This is a genomic window from Clostridium coskatii (assembly GCF_001675205.1).
In the GTDB taxonomy this organism is placed as follows: Bacteria; Bacillota; Clostridia; order Clostridiales; family Clostridiaceae; genus Clostridium_B; species Clostridium_B ljungdahlii.
This window is the reverse complement of the sequence record NZ_LROR01000026.1, coordinates 1-23,625: the sequence shown is the minus strand read 5'-3', so window position 1 is coordinate 23,625 and position 23,625 is coordinate 1. Positions and strand designations below refer to the sequence as shown.

23 protein-coding genes and 1 pseudogene are annotated in these 23,625 nt (G+C 30.6%); 20 read left to right on the top strand and 4 right to left on the bottom strand.

What is annotated here, in order from left to right; genetic code table 11:
• The first annotated feature begins 18 nt into the window (after positions 1–18).
• The 18 genes and pseudogenes from CLCOS_RS02210 to CLCOS_RS02125 all read left to right on the top strand — a co-directional run bounded on the left by CLCOS_RS02210 (position 19) and on the right by CLCOS_RS02125 (position 16,166).
• Positions 19–507, top strand: coding sequence for a hypothetical protein (locus CLCOS_RS02210; protein ID WP_242872323.1), 489 nt, complete (start codon positions 19–21; stop codon positions 505–507).
• 6 nt (positions 508–513) lie between these two features.
• Positions 514–2,289 (top strand): annotated as a pseudogene (locus tag CLCOS_RS02205) (stage V sporulation protein D); the annotation flags it as partial.
• 215 nt (positions 2,290–2,504) lie between these two features.
• Entirely contained in the window at positions 2,505–3,953 is a 1,449-nt protein-coding gene (locus tag CLCOS_RS02200) for a UDP-N-acetylmuramoyl-L-alanyl-D-glutamate--2,6-diaminopimelate ligase (RefSeq protein ID WP_063602203.1), read from the top strand.
• A 352-nt stretch (positions 3,954–4,305) separates the two neighbouring features.
• On the top strand, positions 4,306–5,700 hold the full coding sequence (locus CLCOS_RS02195) for a UDP-N-acetylmuramoyl-tripeptide--D-alanyl-D-alanine ligase (RefSeq protein WP_063602202.1): 1,395 nt from the start codon (positions 4,306–4,308) through the stop codon (positions 5,698–5,700).
• Positions 5,701–5,734: 34 nt separating this feature from the next.
• Positions 5,735–6,688 (top strand): phospho-N-acetylmuramoyl-pentapeptide-transferase, encoded by a 954-nt coding sequence (gene mraY / locus CLCOS_RS02190; protein ID WP_063602223.1) that lies wholly within the window; start codon positions 5,735–5,737, stop codon positions 6,686–6,688.
• Between the two features lie 92 nt (positions 6,689–6,780).
• On the top strand, positions 6,781–7,893 hold the full coding sequence (gene spoVE, locus CLCOS_RS02185; RefSeq protein WP_063602222.1) for a stage V sporulation protein E: 1,113 nt from the start codon (positions 6,781–6,783) through the stop codon (positions 7,891–7,893).
• Positions 7,894–8,290: 397 nt separating this feature from the next.
• Positions 8,291–9,061 carry a cell division protein FtsQ/DivIB gene (locus tag CLCOS_RS02180; protein WP_063602201.1) on the top strand — a complete coding sequence of 257 codons (771 nt, stop codon included), beginning with the start codon at positions 8,291–8,293 and terminating at the stop codon, positions 9,059–9,061.
• A gap of 14 nt (positions 9,062–9,075) precedes the next feature.
• Complete coding sequence (locus tag CLCOS_RS02175; RefSeq protein ID WP_013237727.1) at positions 9,076–9,789, top strand: DUF881 domain-containing protein; 714 nt, start codon at positions 9,076–9,078, stop codon at positions 9,787–9,789.
• Between the two features lie 17 nt (positions 9,790–9,806).
• The gene (locus tag CLCOS_RS02170) at positions 9,807–10,148 is read left to right on the top strand and encodes a small basic family protein (protein ID WP_013237728.1); all 342 of its coding nucleotides are present in this window, start codon (positions 9,807–9,809) and stop codon (positions 10,146–10,148) included.
• Between the two features lie 10 nt (positions 10,149–10,158).
• The gene (locus CLCOS_RS02165) at positions 10,159–10,884 is read left to right on the top strand and encodes a DUF881 domain-containing protein (RefSeq protein WP_063602200.1); all 726 of its coding nucleotides are present in this window, start codon (positions 10,159–10,161) and stop codon (positions 10,882–10,884) included.
• A gap of 123 nt (positions 10,885–11,007) precedes the next feature.
• The gene (locus CLCOS_RS02160; protein ID WP_041705052.1) at positions 11,008–11,676 is read left to right on the top strand and encodes a YggS family pyridoxal phosphate-dependent enzyme; all 669 of its coding nucleotides are present in this window, start codon (positions 11,008–11,010) and stop codon (positions 11,674–11,676) included.
• A gap of 12 nt (positions 11,677–11,688) precedes the next feature.
• Positions 11,689–12,153 (top strand): cell division protein SepF, encoded by a 465-nt coding sequence (locus CLCOS_RS02155; protein ID WP_013237731.1) that lies wholly within the window; start codon positions 11,689–11,691, stop codon positions 12,151–12,153.
• 32 nt (positions 12,154–12,185) lie between these two features.
• Complete coding sequence (locus tag CLCOS_RS02150) at positions 12,186–12,452, top strand: YggT family protein (protein ID WP_013237732.1); 267 nt, start codon at positions 12,186–12,188, stop codon at positions 12,450–12,452.
• A 36-nt stretch (positions 12,453–12,488) separates the two neighbouring features.
• Positions 12,489–13,262, top strand: coding sequence for an RNA-binding protein (locus CLCOS_RS02145; protein WP_013237733.1), 774 nt, complete (start codon positions 12,489–12,491; stop codon positions 13,260–13,262).
• A gap of 17 nt (positions 13,263–13,279) precedes the next feature.
• Entirely contained in the window at positions 13,280–13,963 is a 684-nt protein-coding gene (locus CLCOS_RS02140) for a DivIVA domain-containing protein (protein WP_013237734.1), read from the top strand.
• A 125-nt stretch (positions 13,964–14,088) separates the two neighbouring features.
• On the top strand, positions 14,089–14,781 hold the full coding sequence (locus CLCOS_RS02135; protein ID WP_013237735.1) for a 5'-methylthioadenosine/adenosylhomocysteine nucleosidase: 693 nt from the start codon (positions 14,089–14,091) through the stop codon (positions 14,779–14,781).
• A 31-nt stretch (positions 14,782–14,812) separates the two neighbouring features.
• Positions 14,813–15,268 carry a signal peptidase II gene (gene lspA / locus CLCOS_RS02130; protein ID WP_013237736.1) on the top strand — a complete coding sequence of 152 codons (456 nt, stop codon included), beginning with the start codon at positions 14,813–14,815 and terminating at the stop codon, positions 15,266–15,268.
• Positions 15,258–16,166 carry an RluA family pseudouridine synthase gene (locus CLCOS_RS02125; RefSeq protein WP_063602199.1) on the top strand — a complete coding sequence of 303 codons (909 nt, stop codon included), beginning with the start codon at positions 15,258–15,260 and terminating at the stop codon, positions 16,164–16,166. The genes lspA and CLCOS_RS02125 overlap by 11 nt, the downstream gene beginning before the upstream one ends.
• A gap of 57 nt (positions 16,167–16,223) precedes the next feature.
• Here the strand turns inward: CLCOS_RS02125 and uraA are convergent, their stop codons facing one another.
• The 3 genes from uraA to CLCOS_RS02110 all read right to left on the bottom strand — a co-directional run bounded on the left by uraA (position 16,224) and on the right by CLCOS_RS02110 (position 20,150).
• Entirely contained in the window at positions 16,224–17,522 is a 1,299-nt protein-coding gene (gene uraA / locus CLCOS_RS02120) for a uracil permease (RefSeq protein ID WP_013237738.1), read from the bottom strand.
• Between the two features lie 43 nt (positions 17,523–17,565).
• Positions 17,566–18,099 carry a bifunctional pyr operon transcriptional regulator/uracil phosphoribosyltransferase PyrR gene (gene pyrR, locus CLCOS_RS02115; protein WP_013237739.1) on the bottom strand — a complete coding sequence of 178 codons (534 nt, stop codon included), beginning with the start codon at positions 18,097–18,099 and terminating at the stop codon, positions 17,566–17,568.
• A gap of 314 nt (positions 18,100–18,413) precedes the next feature.
• Complete coding sequence (locus CLCOS_RS02110) at positions 18,414–20,150, bottom strand: Rqc2 family fibronectin-binding protein (protein WP_063602198.1); 1,737 nt, start codon at positions 20,148–20,150, stop codon at positions 18,414–18,416.
• Between the two features lie 154 nt (positions 20,151–20,304).
• On the opposite strand from CLCOS_RS02110, the gene dapF reads away from it, so the two are divergent.
• Both dapF and CLCOS_RS02100 read left to right on the top strand, forming a co-directional pair.
• Positions 20,305–21,126 carry a diaminopimelate epimerase gene (gene dapF / locus CLCOS_RS02105; protein ID WP_063602197.1) on the top strand — a complete coding sequence of 274 codons (822 nt, stop codon included), beginning with the start codon at positions 20,305–20,307 and terminating at the stop codon, positions 21,124–21,126.
• The gene (locus CLCOS_RS02100; RefSeq protein WP_013237742.1) at positions 21,126–22,205 is read left to right on the top strand and encodes a hypothetical protein; all 1,080 of its coding nucleotides are present in this window, start codon (positions 21,126–21,128) and stop codon (positions 22,203–22,205) included. Before dapF ends, CLCOS_RS02100 begins: the two co-directional genes overlap by 1 nt.
• Before the next feature lie 279 nt (positions 22,206–22,484).
• Here the strand turns inward: CLCOS_RS02100 and CLCOS_RS02095 are convergent, their stop codons facing one another.
• Positions 22,485–23,084: a nitroreductase family protein gene (locus CLCOS_RS02095; protein WP_063602196.1), complete on the bottom strand. Its 600-nt coding sequence runs from the start codon at positions 23,082–23,084 to the stop codon at positions 22,485–22,487.
• Positions 23,085–23,625 lie beyond the last annotated feature (541 nt).

Sequence of the window (23,625 nt, the reverse complement as noted above, 5' to 3'; positions counted from 1 at the left end):
TTCTAAAATTTAAAAGAGGTGAATAAAGTGATATTAATGAACAAAGAGAGTATGGTAAATGGAAATACTGTCCTGCAGCCAGAGTACAAGCCTTACAAAGAGACAGAAGAAAAAAAGATTAAAACTAAGGATCCAAATAGGGCGTTAAAGGTAAAAAAGAAACTAAAAGTAATTAGAAACATATGTGTGGTTTTTATTGTAGGTGTTATTCTGGTCTATAGATATTGTGCAATATACAATTCACAGACGGAGCTAAATTCTATAGAAAATGATATAAGCGAAATTAACAAACAAAATGAAAACTTGAGGGTAGAACTTGTAAAATACAATAATTTGGGATACATAGAGGATAATGCAATAAATAAATTACAGATGAAAGTACCAGATAAAGGAAATGCAGTATATACAAATTTAGATAAGAAAGTTATTAAAGTAGAAGAAAATTCAGATGAATCAGAAATGCACAGGGGGATATTAAATGAGTTGAAGCAATTGATATGGAGGTAAATAATTTTGGCTAAAAGGGAATACAGAGATAGAGTAATTATCAGAAAGAGAATGGTAATTATTTTTAGTTTTCTATTTATGGTTTTCTTTTTACTAGTAGGGAGAATGTGTTATGTAATGATATACAGATCACCACAGCTTAAATCCATGGCAATAGCTCAATGGACAAGTGATGTCAAAATTGATGCGAAAAGAGGAAGAATTTTAGATAGAAGTGGAAATGAATTAGCAGTAAGTGCTAATGTGTACAGAATTGATTTGGATATGAATACGTTAAGAGACACTATGGAGGAGAAGAAGATATCGGAAGATAAAATATCAGGAGAGTTAGCAGAAGCTCTTTCTATGGACAAGAAAGAAGTGTCAAAAATAATGAAAAAAACTCTTCCAGGAGGCCTTCCTATTGCATCTGCTAATCTCAAAAGAAGAGTGGAAAAGGCCGAAGCGGATAAAGTTAGAAATTTGAATTTAAATGGAGTACTTGTATCGGCAGATACTAAGAGATATTATCCAAATAACAATTTTTTAGCACAGGTAATTGGACATACTAATTCAGATGGATTTGGACTTACAGGAGTGGAACTTTATTATAATAAGGATTTATCAGGCACTCCAGGTCGTAGAATTGCAGAATTAGATAGAAAGAGTAAAGAACTTCCATATACTATTTCAGAATTTACAAAACCTGTAGATGGAAAGGATATAGTACTTACCATAGATGAAATGATACAACATTTTGCAGAAAAATCTGCAGAGCAGGCACTAAAAGATTATAATGCAAAAGCAGTTTCTATAACAATTATGAATCCTAAAAATGGAGAAATACTGGCTATGGCAAATAAACCTGATTACAACCCAAATTCTCCTTGGGTAGATAATAAATCTTACTCAGAACTTCAAAATTTATGGAGAAATAGAGCAGTAAGCGATACTTTTGAACCAGGTTCCATATTTAAAGTTATAACTGCACAAACTGCGCTTGAAACAAATTCAGTTAGTGATAGTGATAAATTTACATGTAATGGAAGTATAAGTATAGGCAATAGAGTTATACATTGCTGGGTATCTGCTGGACATGGTGTACAAGGCTTTCCAGACATAATTAAAAATTCCTGTAATATAGGTTTTGCAGAACTTGGTAAAAAAATAGGAAAAGAAAAATTAAATGATTACATACACAAATTTGGATTTGGTCAAAAAACTGGAGTAGATTTACCAGGAGAAGCTAAAGGAATAGTTAAAAAGACGGAAAATATAAGCGATGTGGATTTGGCAACTATTGCTTTTGGACAGACAGATACATTGTCAGCAGTTCAGTATCTTAGAGCTTTTAATGCAGTGGCAAATGGAGGAACTTTAATTACTCCTCATGTTATGAAAGAAATAGAACATTATGATGAAAATAGCAGCAAAGAAGTTATAGATAAAAAATATGACCTGGCTGGTAATAGTAAAAAACTTTTGGATAGTAGTAAAACTGCAAAGCTTAGATCATACCTAGAAAGGGTAGTTACGGAAGGCAGTGGAAAAGGCACTTTTATAGAAGGTTATCACATAGCAGGAAAAACAGGTACAGCCCAGAAAGCTGGAGCTGGAGGATATCAGACAGGAAAATATGTTTCTTCATTTGCAGGTATGGCACCTTCGAATGACCCTAAAATAACAATTTTAATTTCTATAGATGAACCAGATCCATCCACTTATTATGCAAGTCAAACTGCAGTACCTACAGCAAAGCAGGTTTTTGAAGATGTACTTAATTATCTTGCAGTGAAAGGGGATACATCACCTTAAAATATTTATCTCATGGATTCATTGATAAAAATAATTAATTTGTTCTTTACATGAATTGATTAGAAAATTATAATAAAATAGTGAAAGATTTGATAGAAAATTACTTTAAGGCATGCAGTACTATTATTTGTTAAGTCTGCATGCCAATGCTATGTGTAGATTATGCACATATCGGATAATTTTAAATTTAGGGAGTGTATACCATGAAATTGAAGAAAGTGATGAACGGACTTACATATGAAGTTGTTAAGGGAAATGATGATTTAAATATAGGAGAAATTCAATATGACTCCAGAGAAGTCAAATCTGGAGATGTTTTTGTGTGTATAAAGGGGTATGTTACGGATGGACATAAATACATAGATAAGGCTTATAAAAATGGTGCAGCAGCTATTGTAATAAGCGAAGAAGTAGAGAATGTACCCGATTGTACTGTGATAAAGGTAAAGGATACAAGAAAAGCACTTGCTATTATTTCATCAAATTACTATGATAATCCTTCTAAAAAGATGAAAATAATAGGAATAACAGGAACTAACGGTAAAACTACATCTACATTTATGATGAAATCCATACTAGAAACAGCAGGTTATAAAGTAGGACTTGTAGGTACTATAGCAAATTATATAGGAGAAAAGAAAATACCTTCTCATAGGACTACTCCTGAATCTTTAGAACTTCAGAAGTTATTTAAACAGATGGTGGATGAAGGAGTTCAGTATTGTGTTATGGAAGTATCTTCTCATTCACTGTACCTAGATAGAGCATACGGAGTGAAATTTTCAGAGGCAATATTTACAAACCTAACGAGGGATCACTTAGATTTTCACAAGACCTTTGAAAATTATTATAAGGCTAAATTAATATTATTTAAAAATACTATTAATTCTGTTATAAATATAGACGACAAATATGGAGATAAAGTATATGAAGATGCATTAGGAACCAAGATAACCTATGCTATAAATAATGAAGCTGATTTAAAAGCTAATGATTTAAATATACATTCCAGAGGAGCTAGTTTTAATATAACATATAGGGGGCAGATAGCGCATATAAATTTAAATATACCAGGTAAATATAATGTGATGAATGCTCTTGGAAGTATAGGGGCATGCCTTTGCGAAGGTATAAGTTTAGAAGTTGTGAAAAAGGGACTTGAATCTATGAATGCTGTACCTGGAAGATGTGAAATAGTTACTAAAGGGTATAACCTTGGATATGAAATTATAGTAGACTATGCCCATACTCCAGATGGGTTGGAGAACATATTAAAAACTGCTAGAGAATTTACTACAGGAAGACTTATAGCTGTCTTTGGATGTGGGGGAGACAGGGACAATACTAAAAGGCCTATAATGGGTAAGATAGGTACAGAGTTATCTGATTTTGCAGTTATAACTTCAGATAATCCAAGAGGAGAAGAGCCTAGGGCAATAATTGATGAAATAGTAAATGGTGTTGAAAAAGATGATTACAAGGTAGTTGAAAATAGGAAAGAAGCTATAAAGGAAGCTATACATATGGCACAAAAAGGTGATGTAATTGTGGTTGCAGGAAAGGGGCATGAAGATTATCAGATATTAAAAGATAAGACCATACATTTTGATGAAAGAGAGATAATAGCTGAAATTTTAGACAATGCACAGTGATCAATTTACAATTATAGAGTTTCTAGTTTGAAAGTTAACTTATACTAGAGCATATAATGACAAATTGCATCACCTTAAAAACTTTAATAAGTCTAAAGTTTTTAAAAGTGCCTTCAATTTTGTTATTATATGTTATGTATAAGTTCAAATTTCAATTAGAAAGCCTATAGAGTTTGAAAAATAAATAACAGATAGCAAAGAACAAATATCAGATAATGATGGAGTACTTTCTAGTATAAGAAAGTATTAGGCTAAAATATTCTAAGACTTTAAAAAGTTATCATTTATTTGAACTCTGATATTTGAACTTTTAACTTTAAGATAACTGCCTAAAAGAGGGGAGAATAAAAATTTGGAATACATGAGTTTTGATGAAATAGTAAATGCTGTATCTGGACAAGTAATAATTTCTGGGAAATATAGTGGATATAGAAATGTAAGTACGGATACTAGAAAAATTGAAGAAAAAGATATATTTATTGCCCTTAAAGGAGAAAGATTTAATGGAAATAAATATGCTGCAGTTGCAAGTGATAAAGGTGCTTCTATATGTATTGTGGATGAGGTATGTTTTAAAAAAAGCGAAATAAATGAGTGTACTAGTGTAATTCAAGTTAAGGATGGAAATCAGGCACTGCTTGATTTAGCAGAATTCTATAGAAGTAAACTTAATGTAAAAGTAGTAGGAATTACAGGTTCTGCAGGTAAAACAACAACAAAGGACTTAATAGCATCTGTATTAAGTGCTAAGTTCAAAGTCTTTAAAACAGAAGGCAATCTTAACAATCAAATAGGACTTCCACATATGATATTTAGGTTGGATAATAGTTATGATGTGGCAGTGCTTGAAATGGGAATGAATAATAGAGGAGAAATACATAGTATGGCTAAAGCTGCTAGACCAGATGTTGCAGTAATAACCAATGTACTTAGGGCACATATAGGAAATTTAGGAACAAGAGAAAACATACTTGCAGCAAAACTTGAAATAACAGATTTTTTTTCAAAGGATAATACTTTAGTAATAAATTCAGATAATGATATGTTAGGCAATTTAAAAGAAGATAGATTTAACATAAGAAGAGTTGGATTAGAAGAGAATTCAGATATATCGGCTTATGATATAGAGGTAAAAGAAGATTTTATAAGTTTTAACATATGTGAAAACAATGTTAAGATGGAAGAGAGGTTTAAGGTAAATGTACCTGGAAAGTACAATGTATTGAATTCTCTACTTTCAGTTGCTTGTGGGAGAATTTTAAATATGACTTATGGAGAAATAAGAGAAGGCTTAAAAAATATAGAGACTACTGCAATGAGAATGGAGATATGTAAAGGAAAAAAGTTCAATGTAATTAATGATAGTTATAATGCCAATCCTGAGTCAATGAAAGCAGCTATTGATGTTTTGAAAAATTTTAAATCAAAAAGGAGAGTAGCAGTACTTGGTACTATGGGGGAATTGGGAGATGAATCCTGCAGGATGCACGAGGAAGTAGGAAAGTATGCAGGAGAAAATGGTATAGATATATTGATAGCCCTTGGAGAATATGCAGAAGATTTTAAAAGGGGATTCCAGGTCACAAATAGAAATGGAAAGTTTATTAGTTTTGATACCTATGCAGAAACTTTGGAGTTTCTTTTAAAAAAGTACATTGTAGAGGGAGACACAGTGCTTATAAAAGCTTCTAGAGTAATGAAATTTGAAACTATAGCAGAAGAACTAAAGAGAAGCAGCAATAATTAGGAGGTGAATGCCCTTTAGCTTAGGGCAATATGACATGTATAGATTAATTTATTCTGTACTAATTGCATTTTTTATAGCTATTTTAGAAGGACCTATTTTGATCCCTCTTCTTCATAAATTTAAATTTGGCCAAAATATAAGAGAGGATGGCCCAAAGAGTCATTTGAAAAAAGCAGGTACTCCAACTATGGGAGGAGTACTATTTATACTAGCAACTTTTATAACTATGGCAATTATAGTAAAAAAACCATCAGATGAGGCTATGATAGCCCTTTATGCTTTTGTGGCTTTTGGAGTAATAGGTGCTATTGATGATATCTTAAAGATATTGAGAAAGCAAAATTTGGGACTAAGAGCTTATCAAAAAATGATATTATTATTAATTGTATCTGGAATATTTGCCTACTATTCTGCCAATAATCCATATATAGGGACATCTATAATAGTTCCTTTTGCACATAAAAGTTGGAATTTAGGAGTATTTTATATTCCATTTATAATAATATATTTTGCAGCGACTACAAATGCAGTGAATTTAACAGATGGACTTGATGGATTGGCAACGTCAGTTACGCTTTTGATAATGACTTTTTTAGCTCTTGTAAGTTTTGCCATGGGGCATATTACTTTAGCTATTTTCTGTGCAGTTCTTGCCGGAGCACTTTTAGGATTTTTGAAATACAATGCTTTTCCAGCTCAAATATTTATGGGAGATACAGGATCCCTGGCACTAGGAGGTGCAGTAGGTGCAGTAGCTATGATACTAAAGCTTCCACTATTGGTTATAATAATTGGAGGAATATACGTAATAGAGGCAGCATCTGTAATGCTTCAAGTGGCTTCCTTTAAACTTACAGGAAAGAGGATATTTAAAATGGCTCCAATCCATCACCACTTTGAACTTTCAGGTTGGCATGAGACTAAAGTAGTTTCTATATTTTGTATAATTACAGTAATATTGTGTCTGTTAGGATTTCTATCTTTGTAAAGTGAAAAGAAGAAGGTTATCTTTAAATATAGTAATTTTTAAATGCTTTTGTCAGCCTCATATAGTAATAATCTAGGAGGATTTTTATGAGAATTAGTAAACCAAATACTAAAATGGGATCTATAGACTTTTTGCTCTTCGCAACTATAATGTTATTGGTAGCTATTGGAGTTGTCATGGTCTATAGTGCCAGTTCTTACAAAGCATTTTTTGATAAAAGTACAAGAGATAGCATGTTTTATTTAAAAAGGCAGGGGTTATGGGCAATAATTGGAACATTCCTTATGTTTTTTACAGTAAAATTTGATTATAAGAGAATAAAGAAGTATACTAAATTGCTTATGATAATATCTGTAATATTTCTACTTGCAGTTTTTGCCTTTGAATCTAGAAAAGGTGCACAAAGATGGATAACATTAGGTTCTGTTGGATTTCAACCTTCTGAAATAGCAAAATACATTGTAGTTTTATATATGGCGAAAAGCATAGAGCTTAAAGGGGGAAGAAAGATAGAAACCATGCTGTATGGTGTCCTTCCATATCTTTTGGTTTCTGCATTTTATGCAGGACTTGTATTTGCAGAAAAAAATTTAAGTATAGCAGCTGTAATAATGATAGTTACCCTCATAATTTTATACGTATCGGGAGCTAAAATAACCCATGTACTTGGTGTAGTTGGGCTTGTAGTCCTTGGAGGAATAGCAGGTATAATATTTGAACCTTATAGAATGGCTAGATTTACAAGCTTTCTAAATCCTTGGTCTGATCCTAAAGGAAAGGGATATCAATTGATTCAATCTCTTTTAGCAATGGGATCAGGAGGAATATGGGGAATGGGACTCGGTAGATCAAGGCAAAAGTGTTATTACATACCAGAACCTCACAATGATTTTATATTTTCTATTATAGGAGAAGAATTAGGACTTATAGGATGTACTGTAATTGTTATATTATTTATAGTTTTTGTGTGGAGAGGAATTGTTATTGCTATAAGGGCAAAGGATACTTATGGAACCATTTTAGCAACGGGAATAACTTCGGTTATTGCAGTTCAGGCAATAATAAATATTGCAGTTGTAACTGGTGCCATGCCTGTAACAGGAGTACCATTACCTTTTATAAGTTATGGAGGTTCGGCTCTCACAATAAATATGATAGCAGTTGGAATACTTTTGAATATATCAAGGCAAACAGAAAGTGGTTAAGAATAGCATTGCAAATTTTTTTGTAATGCTATTGTAGACTTTTAAGAACTTAGAAAGAAAATTATCCTTATTTGATATTTGAACTTTGGCAATTTTAACGAAATAAAGTATGTAAATATTTAATATAAATTTAAGGGTTATTTTAATGAAATTACTGTTATTAAGTGTTAATATATATGTATCTTATGTTATTTTATCCGATGACTACTTGCTCTAATACTCCCACTTATCCAAGTGAGAGCAAAGAGCATCTACGTCCCTGGATAACGATTCCCCCTAAAGGATAACGCCTTCTAAGTGCTAAAGCACTAAGAATCCTGTTAATAAGCATCAGGTGGAGTCAAACCTCCATCTGATGCCAAGAACTCTGTTTATATTATAAGTGAAAGGATAGAAAATGAGTCATATTATTACGAAAACAGATAATGAATTGATTTTGAAAAGACGAAAAAAAGTAAAAGTAAAACGAGTTCTTATGCTTATGGTATTTTTAATAGCATTATTTTTTACACTTTGCTTAAAATTGCCGTATTTTAATATAAAGTATATTAAAGTGTATGGAAATAAAAGTATTTCAAGTAATAGCATTATTGAGGATTCAAAAGTATATGGTGGAAATAATATCTTTTATATTAATCTGAGAGATGCATCGGAAAATATATTAAAAAATCCATATATAGAAGATGTTGATATAGGCAGAAAGCTTCCCGGAACCATTAATATTAATGTAAAGGAAAGAGAAGCGACCTTTTATATAGAAAGCAGCAAAAAATATTTCATTATAGATAAAAATGGAGTTTTACTTCAAAAGAGAGACAACATAAGTAATATGAAGTTAGTTAAGTTAAATGGAATTGATTGTAGTAAAGTTAAATTGGGAGAATGTATTTTAAATAAAGATGATAATAAAATTAAGGCTGTAACTACCCTAGGAAGTATAATTCAAAATAATAAGTTACCTTTTGAAATTACTTATATGGATGTAAGTAATTCTGTGGACATTAAAGTTTACTTTAAAGATATGTGTGTGGAACTTGGACAAGGAGATAATTTAGGTAAAAAGGTAAACAGGGCTTTAAATATAATGTTAAATGAAAAATTGGGCAGTGCTAGGGGATACATAGATGTAAGATTTGATGGAAATCCTGTATTTCACATTGAGAATTAGGAGGATAAAATAAAATGCGTAAAGTTGCTTCACAAATTAGTGTTGCTTTGGTGTGCTGTATACTTGGATTCATGCTTACCTACCAATTTAGAGTACTTATGAAACAGGATAATACATTAAATTTAAATAATCAAAATAGTTCTGATGTTACTGTGGAAATAGAGCAGTATAAAAAGGAAAAAGCTGCACTAGAAACGAAGGTAAATGATCTTCAAAATAAAGTAAAGGGCTACGAAGATGCTGCAGCAAGCAAGAGTGATTCTACAAAAAACCTTCTGGATGAATTAGAAAGTTCTAGAATACTTACAGGAGAGGTAGATGTAAAGGGACAAGGTGTCACTATATATCTTAATCCTAATGGCAATCTATTTGGAAATAGCATTAACAATCACATAACTGATAAAGATTTAGTGTATCTCGTAAACGAATTGAGATTTGCAGGCGCTGAAGCTATATCTATAAATGACATAAGGATTGTTTCAAAAACAGGTATAAGGACGGCAGGAAATTATATACTTATAAATGATGAAAAAATATCACCATCAAAAAGAATAGTTATACAAGCTATAGGTGATAAAAATTTGTTATACAGTGCTATGAGTTTCCCAGAAGTATTTTCAGATTTAAAAACGATATGTGACGTTAAGTTTGAAAAATCTGATAGTATAACTATAAAGAAATATAACAAACCATATAAATTTGAGTATGCAGAGCCTGTGAAGGAATAAATTAGGGGTGGTAAAAAATGATAGGATTTGTTGGACTTATATTGGGAATAATTATAGGTGTAGTTTGGAACGTGAATATTCCAGATAAATTTTCACCTTATATGTCTGTGGCTATATTAGCTTGCCTTGACTCGGTGTTTGGAGCTATAAGAGCTAATTTGTCTAAAAGTTTTAAAACAGATATTTTTATATCTGGATTTTTTGGAAATGCAGTGCTTGCTGCAGCATTTGCTTATTTAGGGGATAAGCTTGGAGTACCTATATATTTGGCAGTGGTTATAGTTTTTGGAGGAAGAATATTTAATAATTTTGCAATAATAAGAAGAGTATTAATTGAAAAAGCTAAATCACATCAATGAGGTGAAATAAATGAAGAGTAGTGAAGCTAATACTTTTGTTTTTATAGCTTCTATAATAATAGGTATATTAATATCCACCAATATAAGTTTTACAAAAGGTAAGACTAATAAGAGAGTGTTTTTAAATTCAAAACAGTATCAAGATGCATATAATTATAAAAATCAGCTTCACAGTGAGATAGCAGGATTATTAAAACAATATAATGATACCTATAACAAGCTAAAAAAATATAGAAGCAGTGAGAAGAATGAGGCTCAAGTCGTAGCTGGAATAAATCAGGAATTAAATCAAAACAATATGGTACTTGGGAAAGTAGCTGTAAAAGGTCAGGGAATAAATATATATTTGAATGATGCACCTATGAACGATGGACTTGATAGTTTTCAGTATCAGATGAAGCTTGTGCATAATACAGACATAATACAGGTTATCAATGATTTGAAAAATGCAGGATCTGAAGCAATTTCTATAAATGGTCACAGAATAGTAGGGGTTTCCGAAATTTATTGCAGTGGTCCATTTTTAAGAGTAAATGGAGTAAAAATAGCTTCTCCTTTTTTAATTAATGCTATAGGAAATAAGGAAGTACTCTATACTTATATGATGTCAAATGAAAATTACTTAAAAATAATGCTAACTAGAAAGATTGTGGTAGAGGTACAAAAATCAGATAATATAAAAATACCTGCCTATAAGGGAGAGTATAAAACAGAATTTATGAAAGAGATAGAGTAGATTATTTTATAAATTTGTTGAAAATGATTAAAAAAATAATTAATTTTTGCAGGAATTTTGATGTCTATGAAGAATACTAATAATTGTATATGTTTGTGCTTAACAATAAAGGAGACGGTAGTATTGTCAATTGAACAAAACTTGAGTAGGATAGAAGAAGAGTTAAAAGATAAAAATGTAACCTTAGTGGCAGTTTCAAAAACTAAACCTATTGAAGATATACAAAAAGCTTATGATGCAGGTATTAGAGATTTTGGAGAAAACAAAGTACAGGAGCTCACAAATAAAATACCAAACCTTCCACAGGATATAAGGTGGCATTTAATAGGTCATCTTCAAAGAAACAAGGTAAAATATATAGTTGGTAAGGTTTATCTTATCCATTCTTTGGACAGTATAAGACTTCTTAATGAATTAGAAAAACATTATAAAGATCAAAAGTTAATTGCAAATACACTGATACAAATAAATATAGGGTTGGAAGAAAGTAAGACAGGTTTACCTCTAGAGGAATTAGAAGATTTACTAAAAGCCTGTGAGAATTGTACCAATGTAAAAGTAAAAGGTCTTATGGCTGTAATTCCTAAAGGGGATGAAGAAAGTTGTAAAAACTATTTTCAAAAGCTAAAAAGTATTTTTGATGGCTTGAAGAAAAGAGAGTTTAATAATATAAGTATGAATATACTATCTATGGGAATGACTCATGATTATAAAATAGCAATTAAAGAAGGGGCAACACTGGTGAGAATTGGCGAAGGTATATTTGGAAAGAGAAATTACAATAATAAATAGGAGGTATTTTTTATGGCAGGTAAAATGATAAACAAAATGATGGGATTTTTAGGATTGGAAGATGACTTGGAGGAAGATATAGAGGAAGAAGAAACAAAGAAAGGAGAAAATGAAAAAATCGTAAATGATTTTGCAGAGGTGGACCCTATTGTAAATAGTAAAAGACAAAATAAAGTTGTAAGCATACATACTACAATAGCAGCTAAGGTAAGGATAGTTAAGCCAACTACTTATGAGGAAGCAGCTGATATATGTGATGAACTTAAAAATAGAAAAATAATAGTTATAAATACTACAGGACTTGAGATTAGAATAGCTCAAAGATTACTGGATTTTATGGGCGGTGCAAGTTATGCATTAGGAGGAAATTTGGAAGAAATAGAAAAAGGAATATACATACTTTCACCATCTAGTGTAGAAGTAAACAGTGATTTGAAAAATGAACTATCTGGAAAAGGAATATTTGGATGGAAGTAAGTATATTTACTGATAAATAATTGGAGGCAAAAATGATAAGTAGTACTTTAGCTGTTGCAATATCATTACTGTTTAGATTTCTTGAAGGTGCTATAATATTGGATGTAATTCTATCTTGGGTTATGCAGGGGAGAAGTAACGCATTTGTGGATTTTTTACATATATTTACGGAACCCCTTATGATACCTGGAAGAAAAATTCAGGAAAAACTTATGCCAGGGTTAATGATAGATTTTTCACCTATAGTGGCCTTTTTTATAATAGATATATTAAGAGGAATTGTATTTTCAATACTCTAGTATATGAAATAATGCATAGCAAATTAAGGGATAATTATGGATAAAAAGAGTTTTATAAAGAGATTTCATTTTTGTGATGAAAGTGAAATCTTACCTATATATGATAAAATAAGTTTAGCAAAAAAAACTAATAATACAGTATATACCTCAACATTTTATACTCCCAATGTATGGAATACTTTAGAGAATCTAAAGAAAGAAATTGGCTTAAATATATGTAGCTGTGGCATATTTGAAGATGCAGAAAGAAAACTTATAGCATTTTCAAAGTTTGATATAAGGAATTATCCAATAAAATTAATGGAAATAAAATGTAAGTCTAAATTTGTTAAATTACAACACAAGGATTATCTAGGGGCTCTTATGGCTCTTGGACTTAAAAGAGAGAAATTTGGAGATTTAATACTAAAGGAAGATAAGCAATGTTATTTAGCTGTTTGTGAAGATGTAAGTGATTACATAGAGATGAATTTAAATAGTGTAGGAAAGAGCAGCTGCAAAGCAAATGTTTTAGATATTAGTTCTGCGGAAATTCCCCTATATAATTTTAAAACTTCTGTTTTAAATGTTTCTTCCTTGAGAATTGATTGTTTAGTTAGTTCTCTATGCAATGTATCAAGAAATAAATCTCAAGAAATGATTAAGAGAGGTAAAGTCCTTCTGGATTATTTACCAGAAACAAGAAAAGATAAATCTATAGAAGATAATTGTATAATAACTGTAAGAGGCTGTGGAAAGTTTAAAATTGTGGGAGAAACGGGTTGGACGGGAAGCGGTCGATGCAAACTTCTTATAAAAAAATTTAGTTAATTTGTGAGGTGCTCGTGATGTTTATTACTGCTGCAGAGATAACAAATAAGGAATTTAAAAAAGGACTTAGAGGTTATAATATAGATGAAGTAGATGAATTTTTAGACAAAATAGCAGAAGATTATGAGTCTATATATAAGGAAAATTCTCTTTTAAAGGAAAAAATGCAGTCTTTGGATGAGAAGATAAGTCATTATACTAAAATGGAAAATACTATAAAAGATACGCTTTTATTAGCTCAAAATGCTTCTGAACAGGCTAAAGAAAATGCTAAAAAAGAAAGTCAATTTGTAGTAAAAAATGCAAATGATGCTGCACAAAAGATAATAGATAAAGCCCATAGTGATGTTATTCAAATTACAGATGAGTTTGAAAATGTAAAACAGGAATTTTCTAAGTTTAGAACTAAGTTTAGAAACTTTATGAAAACTCAAATGGAAATGTTTGATGATATGGAAAAAGACTTTGTAAAGAATTATAACATTGGGTATGAATCAAATGAAAATGAAGTAGAAGATAGTACTGTTAAGGAAAAGGAAATAGAAGTAGTAGAGCCAGAAAAAGAAGATGTTTCTTTAGCTGAAAAGCGCAGCAAAGAATTTGATGAAGATAATAAAGAAGATTCAAATCATACAGAAAAGGAAATTTTTGAAGATAAGGATGAACTCGAAGAAATTAAAAACTTTTTTATTAAAGGATAGAAAAAGCCACTCTAAAAGTAGAGTGGTTTTTTAGTATGCTCTGTTTACAGCGCATATTTGACAATCAATGTTGATTTAATATATGCTAGTAATTATAGAAATAAAAATGAGGAGGACATACAAACATGGTTATTGGAATTATAGGAGCTATGGATGAAGAAGTAGAAATACTTTTATCTGAATTAGAACTGGAGAAAGTTGAAGAAAAAGCTAATATGAAATTTAATTTAGGAAAACTTTATAATAAAGATATAGTGGTAGTAAGGAGCGGTATAGGTAAGGTAAATGCAGCAGTATGTGCCCAAATACTTGTAGATGATTTTAATGCAGATTATATAATAAATGTAGGCATTGCAGGGGGTGCAGGAGAAAATGTATATCCAGGAGATATAGTAATAGCAGACAATTTGGTACAGCATGATATGGATACGTCTGCTTTTGGAGATAAAGTAGGACAGATACCTAGGTTGGATACATATGATTTTAAATGTAATAGAAGACTTGTAGAAAAAGCTAAGGATGCCTGTAATAAATTAGGAAATATAAATAGTTTTGTAGGAAGAATAGTTACAGGAGATCAATTTATTTCAAGTACAGAAAAGGTTAGATATTTGAACAAGGAGTTTGGAGCACTGGCTTGTGAAATGGAAGGTGGAAGTATTGCACAGGTAGCCTATTTGAACAATATACCTTTTGTAATAATAAGATCTATATCAGATAATGCAAACAATGGTGCTAGCATGGACTATAAAAAATTTGCACCTATTGCCATAAAAAATTCTACACAAATAATTAAAAGTATGATTATGAGCTTGTAATTTTTATGCATTGCGTTTTGGGAGGAAAATAGTGGAAATATTTATAATATTACTTGGAATTTTAATAGATAGGGTTACGAAAATATGGGCCATTGAAGTTTTATCTAAAGTTTCTCAGGTAATAGTAATAAAAGATTTGTTTTCATTACTGTATTTGCAAAATAAGGGAGCTGCTTTTGGAATTTTACAGGGTAAGCTTTACTTTTTAACTATAATTACAATAATTGTAGTTGGAGGAATGATATTTTATATTATAAAATATAAACCTAGTGAAAAGCTTATAAGAATAAGTTTTTCACTTATAATAAGTGGAGCTTTGGGAAATTTGATGGATAGAATGGTGTATAAATATGTAGTTGACTTTATTTCTGTCCATTATAAAGACATTTATTATTTTCCTGTATTCAATATAGCAGATGTGATGGTGGTAGTAGGAACTGCACTTTTGGCATTCTATTTATTAAAGGAAGAAAAGTATGGAAAGTAAAAAATTTTTGGTTTGTAGTGAAGAAGAAAATATGAGGCTTGATGTATTTCTGTCTAAATGCTTCCAAGATAAATCAAGATCATATATTCAAAATGTAATAGAAGATAAGTTAGTAGAAGTAAATGGAAAAGCAAAAAAGTCCAATTATAAGATTAAGTCAGGGGATAATATAGAAATTACTATACCTGACCCTGTGAATTTAAATATACAGTCGGAAGATATACCTCTTGATATATTATATGAAGATAAGGATGTTATTGTAGTGAATAAGCCTCAAGGGATGATAGTGCATCCTGCACCAGGAGTATATGAAGGTACTTTAGTAAATGCTCTTTTAAATCACTGTAGTGATTTATCTGGTATAAATGGAGTAACAAGACCGGGTATAGTACATAGAATAGACAAAGATACTTCAGGAATACTCGTAGTAGCTAAAAATGATAATTCTCATAATAAATTAGCGAAACAGCTTAAGGATCATTCTATGACTAGAGAATACATAGCCTTAGTAGAGGGAGTCGTAAAGTTAGATGAGGGAACTGTAGATGAGCCTATTGCAAGACATCCTAAAGATAAAATAAAGATGGCAGTTTGTGTGAATGGAAAAAGGGCCATTACCCATTATAAGGTTATTAAAAGATTTAAAAATAATACTTTGATAAAATGTATACTTGAAACAGGAAGAACACATCAGATAAGGGTACACATGGCATATATAGGGCACCCTCTTGTAGGAGATCCAGTATATGGATATAAAAAGCAGAGGTTTAAACTAGGCGGTCAGCTCCTCCATGCTGAAAAGCTTGGCTTTATTCATCCAGCTACAGGAAAGTATATAGAATTTGAAACAGAAATACCAGATTATTTTAAAAAAGTGATAAAGGTTTTAGATAATTAGATAATATGGATTAAAAAAGCAGTCTATATAATTTTAGACTGCTTTTTAGAGCAATTTTTAAACAGCTTCTTCATTTGATTTTTCAGAAGCACTTTCTTCTGGTAATATTAAATTAAGTATTATTCCAACAATAGTTGCAAGAGCTACACCGGATATTTGAACTGGTGATCCACCTACAGAAAAGTTTATGGAAGCGCCGCCAATTCCTATTACTATTATGACAGACGTCAATATTAAGTTTCTATTTTTACTAAAATCTATTTTATCCTCTACAAATATTCTAAAACCTGAGGAAGCTATTATTCCAAATAGCACTATGCTTACACCACCTATTACAGGCATAGGCATATTTTCAATTACAGCAGCTACAGGGCCTATAAATGAAAGCAGTATAGCTATTACTCCAGCACCGCCTATAACCCACACACTGTAAACTTTGGTTATAGCCATAACTCCTATATTTTCTCCATAAGTTGTAGTTGGAGGTCCACCTGCAAAACCTGCAAATATAGTGGCTAATCCATCTCCTAATATAGATCTATGAAGTCCTGGATTTTTGGTAAAATCTCTTCCTACTACATTGTTTGTTACGTAAATGTGACCTATATGCTCTGCTAAGGTTACAAAAGAAATAGGAGCCATAAGCATGACGGCATTTATGTTGAATCTAGGAAACATAAATGGAGGTAATTTGAAGAGTTTAGTACTTACAATAGTATCTAGTGCTTGCTTTGGTACTACACCTAAAATTAAGGCAGATATATATCCAACTATTATGGCTATTAGTATAGGTATTATTCCTAAAAATCCTTTAAAATACATGGTTCCAATAACAGCTACGGCAACTGTAATTGCAGACACTGTCATCCATGCCCATCTTGGTATACTTTGCATCTGATCAGTTGTGTAAGTAGGGTTGAATCCTGCCCAGTTTATAGCTGTAGCTGCAAGACCTAGGCCTATTACTATTACTATGGAACCAACAACTACAGGTGGAAGGGCTCTGTTAAGCCAGTTTACACCGCAAAGCTTTATTATGCCAGCTACAATTAAATATACACAACCTGCTGCTATTACACCAGAAAGCATAGCTGCTGGACCATAGCTTTTAGATGCTATAAGGATTGGACTTATAAAAGCAAAGGAAGAACCTAAGTAAGCTGGAAGCTTGGCCTTGGTACATAAGATATAAATAAGGGTTCCAATACCGCTGCAAAATAATGCTATGGATGGACTCATTCCTGTTAAAATTGGAACAAGTATAGTTGAACCTACCATTGCAAATAAATGCTGAAAACTAAGAGGTATGGTAACTCCTATAGGTAATTTTTCTTCTACATCAACAATATTTTTCATTTATGTGCTCCTTTTCTAGTCTCTCAAGGACTATTTTAAAAGTTTATAATTCATATATTTTTACTGAGTCATTTTTGTCTATTTCTGCAATTTCAACTGATATCATTTCATTTCTAGAGGTAGGAATGTTTTTACCTACATAGTCGGCTCTTATAGGAAGTTCCCTATGCCCTCTATCAACTAAAACTGCCAATTGGATTAATTTTGGCCTTCCAGAATGTATAATAGCATCAATTGCTGCTCTTGCAGTTCTGCCTGTATAGATAACATCATCTACTAATATAACTTTTTTGTTTTCCACATCTATTACATTAGATCCTTTTAGTATGGGTTGTCCTGCAAGACTGCTTAAATCATCTCTATAGAGGCCAATATCTACATCTTCTACTTTTAATTTTATTCCTTCAATGTTATAAATGTTTTCGGCTATTCTTTTTGCTAAGGGGTATCCTCTTCTCTTTATGCCTACAAGTATTATATCCTCTGTACCTCTATTCTTTTCTAATATTTCGTGGGATATTCTTTTTAAAGTTCTATTCATAGCCTTTTCATCTAAAATAAGTGCTTTTAATTTCAATATATGACCCTCCCTTCTTTTTAATTTACAATTATAATTGTGCTTATTTCAATTTAATTTACACTATAAGCATTATAAAAAATGTCCTTCACGCAGTGAAGGACATAATAGTCATACGGATATAAAAATACTTTATTGACCTCACTGGATCATTTTAAAAGATATTAAATTCACAACCTATTATAAGATAGTTTTTTTAATATTGCAAGTTTTTTTAGCACTACATTGGCTTTACGGAATAAATATGGTCTATTTTGTCTCAAAAGATTATTTTTTAAAAAGCTAGTAGTATTCAAAAATCTACTTGAAAGTTTTTATTGAAGCTGTTTTATATCCGGTTTTGTAGGTTCTGTATAAATGGTTTGATTAGTATAATATATTACCATTCCTGGTTTGGCCCCATTTGGTTTATGGACATTTTTAATTTCTGTATAATCTACGGCTACTTTGGAGGAATTTTTAGCTTTACTGTAATATGCCGCAAGATTTGCAGCTTCTTCCAAAGTTTTATCTGGAACTTTGCCAAAATTTTTTATTATTACGTGAGATCCAGGAATCTCTTTAGTATGAAGCCATATATCCCTTTTATCTCCAAATTTGAGAGTAAGGTAATCATTTTGAAGATTATTTTTACCTACATATATCTCTATTCCATCACTGGATACAAATTTCATTGGCTTGGAATCTCTACCCTTTTTTTTAGTATTTGATTTTTTAAATTTTATATACCCGCTTTCCATAAGTTCTCTTTTTATTTCTTCAATATCATCGTAGTTTTCACAATTCTTTATGTTGGTCATTACAGAAGTCAAATACTCCATTTCCTCTTTTGCTATTTTTAATTGTTCATTTGCAGCTTGTTCTGTTTTCTTTAATTTATTGTATTTTTTAAAATAACGTTGTATATTTTCGGAAGGAGTTTTATTTTTATCAAGTTTTATATCTAAATACTCCATTTTTTCACTATAGTAATTTTGAATTCCTATATGGCTGTCACCCTTTTTTATATTGTAGATCTGTGAAGTTAAGAGTTCACCATATATTCTAAAAGTATCTTTATTTTTAGCTTCTTTAATGTTATCTGTTAGAATTTTTATCTTCTTAGTGCATCTTTCTAAGTTTATATTTATAAGTTTAGAAAGGTCAGAGCTTTTGTTGCTTAATCTATCGCATTTGTCCTTTTCATAGTAAAATTCTTCTATTAATTGGGAAGGTGTAGTATAATATTTTTCTTTGCATTTATTTAAATAGGTTAATTTATAACAGTAGAAATCTTTTACTTTTTCATTTTCTATGTAGGATGCAAAGTAAAAATTATCATTTATCACTTCATCAAAAATTTTCCTGCAAGAGTCGTATAGAAAGTCTAAATTGTTATTTCCTGAAAAATCTTTTTCACTATTTAATTTGTAGGATAATTCCTTTGAAAAGGAGCTACTTATGCCAGTAAACACTTTTGAAAAAAAACTTTTATCAATTTTTGTTGAGGTAGTTGTTAAAAACTTTACAAAATCCTCTTTTGTAAAGGAAAGGGGATTTAGTTTATTTGAAGTTGGTGGAAATACGTATTTTATTCCGGGAAATAGGGATCTCACGGTGTTTATTTCAGGTGTTATATGTTTTATACTATCCATGATCAAATTATCTCTTTTTCGAACTAAAGTTATATTACTATGTCTTCCCATTATTTCTATTACTAATGTATATATACTGTTAAAACCCAATTCATCTGAGCTTTCGAAATCTAAAAAAACAATTCTATCTGTGTCCAATTGCCTTATGTCAACTAATTTTGATGGGCTTAGGTGCTTCCTCAAAACCATGCAAAACATAGGGGGCTGAAGCGGATTTTGTTTGCTTTTAACTGTAATATGCATTTTAGGATATACTGGACTTGCACTTAATAAAAGCTTATAATTTTTTCTCCCATTTTTAATGCTTAATACTATTTCATCCTTTTCAGGTTGATTTATTTTTTCAACTTTTCCTCCTAGTATTTTTTCTTTCAATTCTTTTAAAACGCTGTGTATGAAAATACCGTCTAAAGCCATATTGTTCATCCTCTCGTAAGTTATGTATTTAATAAATTATATCATCTAGAATTTTTAAAATAAAGTTGTAAAAATTTTATTGATAAAAGATTATTACAGTAGTAAACTTAATTTGAAATATACAGCATCTTTATGGAAGGGTGAAAAATTTAATATGAAATTTATTAAAATGCAAGGTACTGGAAATGATTTCGTAGTAATAGATGACAGAGATAATAGATTTTTAGGAAAAGAAAAAGAACTTGGATTAAAGCTTTGTAATAGACATTTTGGAATAGGCGGAGATGGGATATTGATAGTTCGCCAGAGTGAAATTGCACAGATCAAAATGATAATAATAAACTCAGATGGTTCTTATGCATCTATGTGTGGAAATGGAATAAGATGTTTTGCAAAATATGTATGGGAAGAAAATTTAGTAAAAGAGTCTCCTATAAAGATAGAAACGGGGGATGGTATAAAGGAAGCATTTTTGAATATAGAAAATGGTAAAGTGAAGGAAGTCACTATTGATATGGGAACACCTTCTTTTGATCCAAAGAAAATTCCGATAAACTCCTGTGATGAAGTTGTAAAAAAGGAATTAAAAATTAATGAAAAAACTTATAGTATTACTTCAATGTTTATGGGAGTACCTCATACAGTTATATTTGGTGATCTTGAAAAGTATGATGTGAAAGAAGGAAAGGCTATTGAAAAATATTCTATTTTCCCCGAAGGAACTAATGTAAACTTTTGTGAAGTTTTAAATAAGGACGAAATTAAAATAAAAACTTGGGAAAGAGGAGCAGGTCCTACTTTAGCCTGTGGTACGGGAACTTGTGCCTGTGCTGTAGCTTCAAATAAGCTTGGCTTTACAGAGGGAAAAGTTAAAGCTCACGTTCCAGGAGGAATTCTTTTTATAGAAGTGAAAGACAATAAAGTTTTTATGACAGGTCCTGCAGAGGTTTCGTTTAAAGGGGAATATGATATTTAATGAAAAACTTTAGAATGATAATTTTTTTTGTTTTCATGTCTTTTACATTTCTCATATTAAGTAGTTGTACACCTAGAGATGTAAACAAAGGTAAAAGTGGAGCAAATATTCATTATTCTAATGTTATAGCGGTTGAAGCTAAAGAAACTGATACGAAGATATTTAATGTGGATAATTATAAGTTATCTCAAAACTTAACGAATAACAATATAAATAATATAGAGGAAATGCTATATGACACAAAGAAAACCACTTTTATTTATTTAAATAAGGAAAAAGATTCTAATAAAAATAAAATAGATATAATTACTAAAGATTCTGTAGATGAAGTTAAAGATTTTTATAATGCACGAGATATTAAAATGGATTCTACAGGAGATAAGATTGCCTTTAGGACTTTTAAAAACAGCTCGGTATATAGTGCTGAGGGAATGAAAGTATACGATATAAAAAATAAAAAGTATTTAGATATTAAATCGAAGGTTCTAGTTTCTGGAGATTTATATGAGTGGCTAGACGATCATAGAATAATTTATTATGGAAGCATAGAAGGAAAAGCAAATTCTAATAGAGTATATATATATGATTTTAATACAGACAGAGAACAAATATATTTAAATGACATTAAAGGGTACTGTATATATTTTATTCCTTTAGGAAATGATATATTATTTTTATCGAGAAGTTACAATGAGTTATATTTATATTTTTATAATAATGAAAGTAAACAGTTTACACTTTTAAGTGATGGATTTACGGAAATATATAGTTCAGTATCAGATAAAAACAGAAAAAGTGTATTTTTTATTGGAAATCAAAAGGACAATAACACTGCACTTTATGAGTTTAAAGAGGAAAGTGGTACAGTAAACAGGATTACCTATGACTTTCCACAAACTCTTGGTATTTCTTCAGGAATAGCTGAAGATGAAAGTGGTAATGTATATTTTACAGGTATAGGAAATTCAGGTCAGCAGGATAATTTGGATGTATTTATGTATAATGCAGATGAAAAATCTATAAATGTTATATCTGAGCATGCTGGCAAGTATAAAATTTATAAAAATAATGAAATGTAAGGGTACTATGAAAATTACAGTTAAAGTAGTTTTTATAGTATCTTTTTTAATTAATAGTTAAGAATTAAGAATTAATAGTTAATGTGGATTTTTTTGAGTCGGGGTGTGGACATTTTCTTGGACTATCTAGGCTGTAAATTATTGTGCAGTGTCATTGCATAAATAATAAGAAGAGGAATATGGGAGTACTGAAATTTAATTTCAATAAAAGCTCATGTAATGACTGTATGGGCTTTTATTGAAATAATATTAAGAGTTTATAACTTATTAAAGTACAGTCTATTTAAATACCTTAGCACGGTCTTCTAATGGTTGAAACTGTTTTTCATCTGGTTGTGCCGTTGGCTTTCCGAATGGCATTTGCGCAATTAACTTCCAATTGCTTGGTATACTCCATTCTTTTTTTACATCATCTTCAATAAGTTCGTTATAGTGTTGTAGTGATACTCCAAATCCTTCGACTTCTAATGCAGTCCAAATAACAAATTGGTGCATTCCACTTGCTTGTTGAGACCAAATTGGGAAGTTATCTTTATAGCGAGCAAATTGTTGCTGAAGAGACTCTATTACACTAGTATCTTCAAAGAATAAAACTGTACCATATCCACTTTTGAATGAATTTATTTTATTTTCAGTATCACTAAATTGATCGGCTGATACAACCTTTCTCAATGCTTCTTTTGTAATGTTCCATAATTTATCATGATGATTTCCTAATAATAAAACTACCCTTGCACTTTGCGAGTTAAATGCGGATGGGGTATGTTTAACAGTATGGTCTATGATTTCTTTAATTCTATCATCTGAAACTACAGCTTCCTTGCCAATTCCATAGAATGTACGTCTGTCTGCAACAGCAGTTAAAAAATCTTTTGACATTTAATTATTCCTCCAACTTATATGAAATTTTTCTTTTTTATTATTTGTAAATAGAAGTCAGTATATTCTTATTTAATATTAGCTGCTGCAACATCAGCAGATTTCTCTATATATGTATACTGTATAGCTATCTCTATGATATAATATACTTTAGATGTAAATTTGTAGTTCATGATGTTATTTATATAAAGACAATGGATTAAAGAGAAATTCACAGTTGTAATTTATTGTATAAGAAACTAAAAAGGAGGTTACTTCTTATGGATTCAGATATAGCTCCACTTGTAATAGGAACTTTAGGTGGCATTTTAATGATAATTTTAGGTTATATAAGCAATAAAGAGGATGAAAAAGAAAATAAAAATTGATACGTAGTTTCTTATATTGTTTACTAACTAAGGCTACATCAGGATGTTAATTCCAGCATGTGATCTATTTTTATACATATAAACGTTCATTTTAACATTGATTAAAATTTATAAAGAATTTTAGCCAAACCAAATTCATTAAATATAAAGAAACGTCCTAAAAACATAGCACA

Coding starts and splice junctions, on each gene's coding strand:
- CLCOS_RS02200 (WP_063602203.1), top strand. CDS start 2,505: ATGAAATTGAAGAAAGTGATGAACGGACTTACATATGAAGTTGTTAAG.
- mraY (WP_063602223.1), top strand. CDS start 5,735: ATGTATAGATTAATTTATTCTGTACTAATTGCATTTTTTATAGCTATT.
- CLCOS_RS02180 (WP_063602201.1), top strand. CDS start 8,291: ATGAGTCATATTATTACGAAAACAGATAATGAATTGATTTTGAAAAGA.
- CLCOS_RS02175 (WP_013237727.1), top strand. CDS start 9,076: ATGCGTAAAGTTGCTTCACAAATTAGTGTTGCTTTGGTGTGCTGTATA.
- CLCOS_RS02170 (WP_013237728.1), top strand. CDS start 9,807: ATGATAGGATTTGTTGGACTTATATTGGGAATAATTATAGGTGTAGTT.
- CLCOS_RS02165 (WP_063602200.1), top strand. CDS start 10,159: ATGAAGAGTAGTGAAGCTAATACTTTTGTTTTTATAGCTTCTATAATA.
- CLCOS_RS02155 (WP_013237731.1), top strand. CDS start 11,689: ATGGCAGGTAAAATGATAAACAAAATGATGGGATTTTTAGGATTGGAA.
- CLCOS_RS02150 (WP_013237732.1), top strand. CDS start 12,186: ATGATAAGTAGTACTTTAGCTGTTGCAATATCATTACTGTTTAGATTT.
- CLCOS_RS02145 (WP_013237733.1), top strand. CDS start 12,489: ATGGATAAAAAGAGTTTTATAAAGAGATTTCATTTTTGTGATGAAAGT.
- CLCOS_RS02140 (WP_013237734.1), top strand. CDS start 13,280: ATGTTTATTACTGCTGCAGAGATAACAAATAAGGAATTTAAAAAAGGA.
- CLCOS_RS02135 (WP_013237735.1), top strand. CDS start 14,089: ATGGTTATTGGAATTATAGGAGCTATGGATGAAGAAGTAGAAATACTT.
- CLCOS_RS02125 (WP_063602199.1), top strand. CDS start 15,258: ATGGAAAGTAAAAAATTTTTGGTTTGTAGTGAAGAAGAAAATATGAGG.
- uraA (WP_013237738.1), bottom strand. CDS start 17,522: ATGAAAAATATTGTTGATGTAGAAGAAAAATTACCTATAGGAGTTACC.
- CLCOS_RS02110 (WP_063602198.1), bottom strand. CDS start 20,150: ATGGCTTTAGACGGTATTTTCATACACAGCGTTTTAAAAGAATTGAAA.
- dapF (WP_063602197.1), top strand. CDS start 20,305: ATGAAATTTATTAAAATGCAAGGTACTGGAAATGATTTCGTAGTAATA.
- CLCOS_RS02100 (WP_013237742.1), top strand. CDS start 21,126: ATGAAAAACTTTAGAATGATAATTTTTTTTGTTTTCATGTCTTTTACA.
- CLCOS_RS02095 (WP_063602196.1), bottom strand. CDS start 23,084: ATGTCAAAAGATTTTTTAACTGCTGTTGCAGACAGACGTACATTCTAT.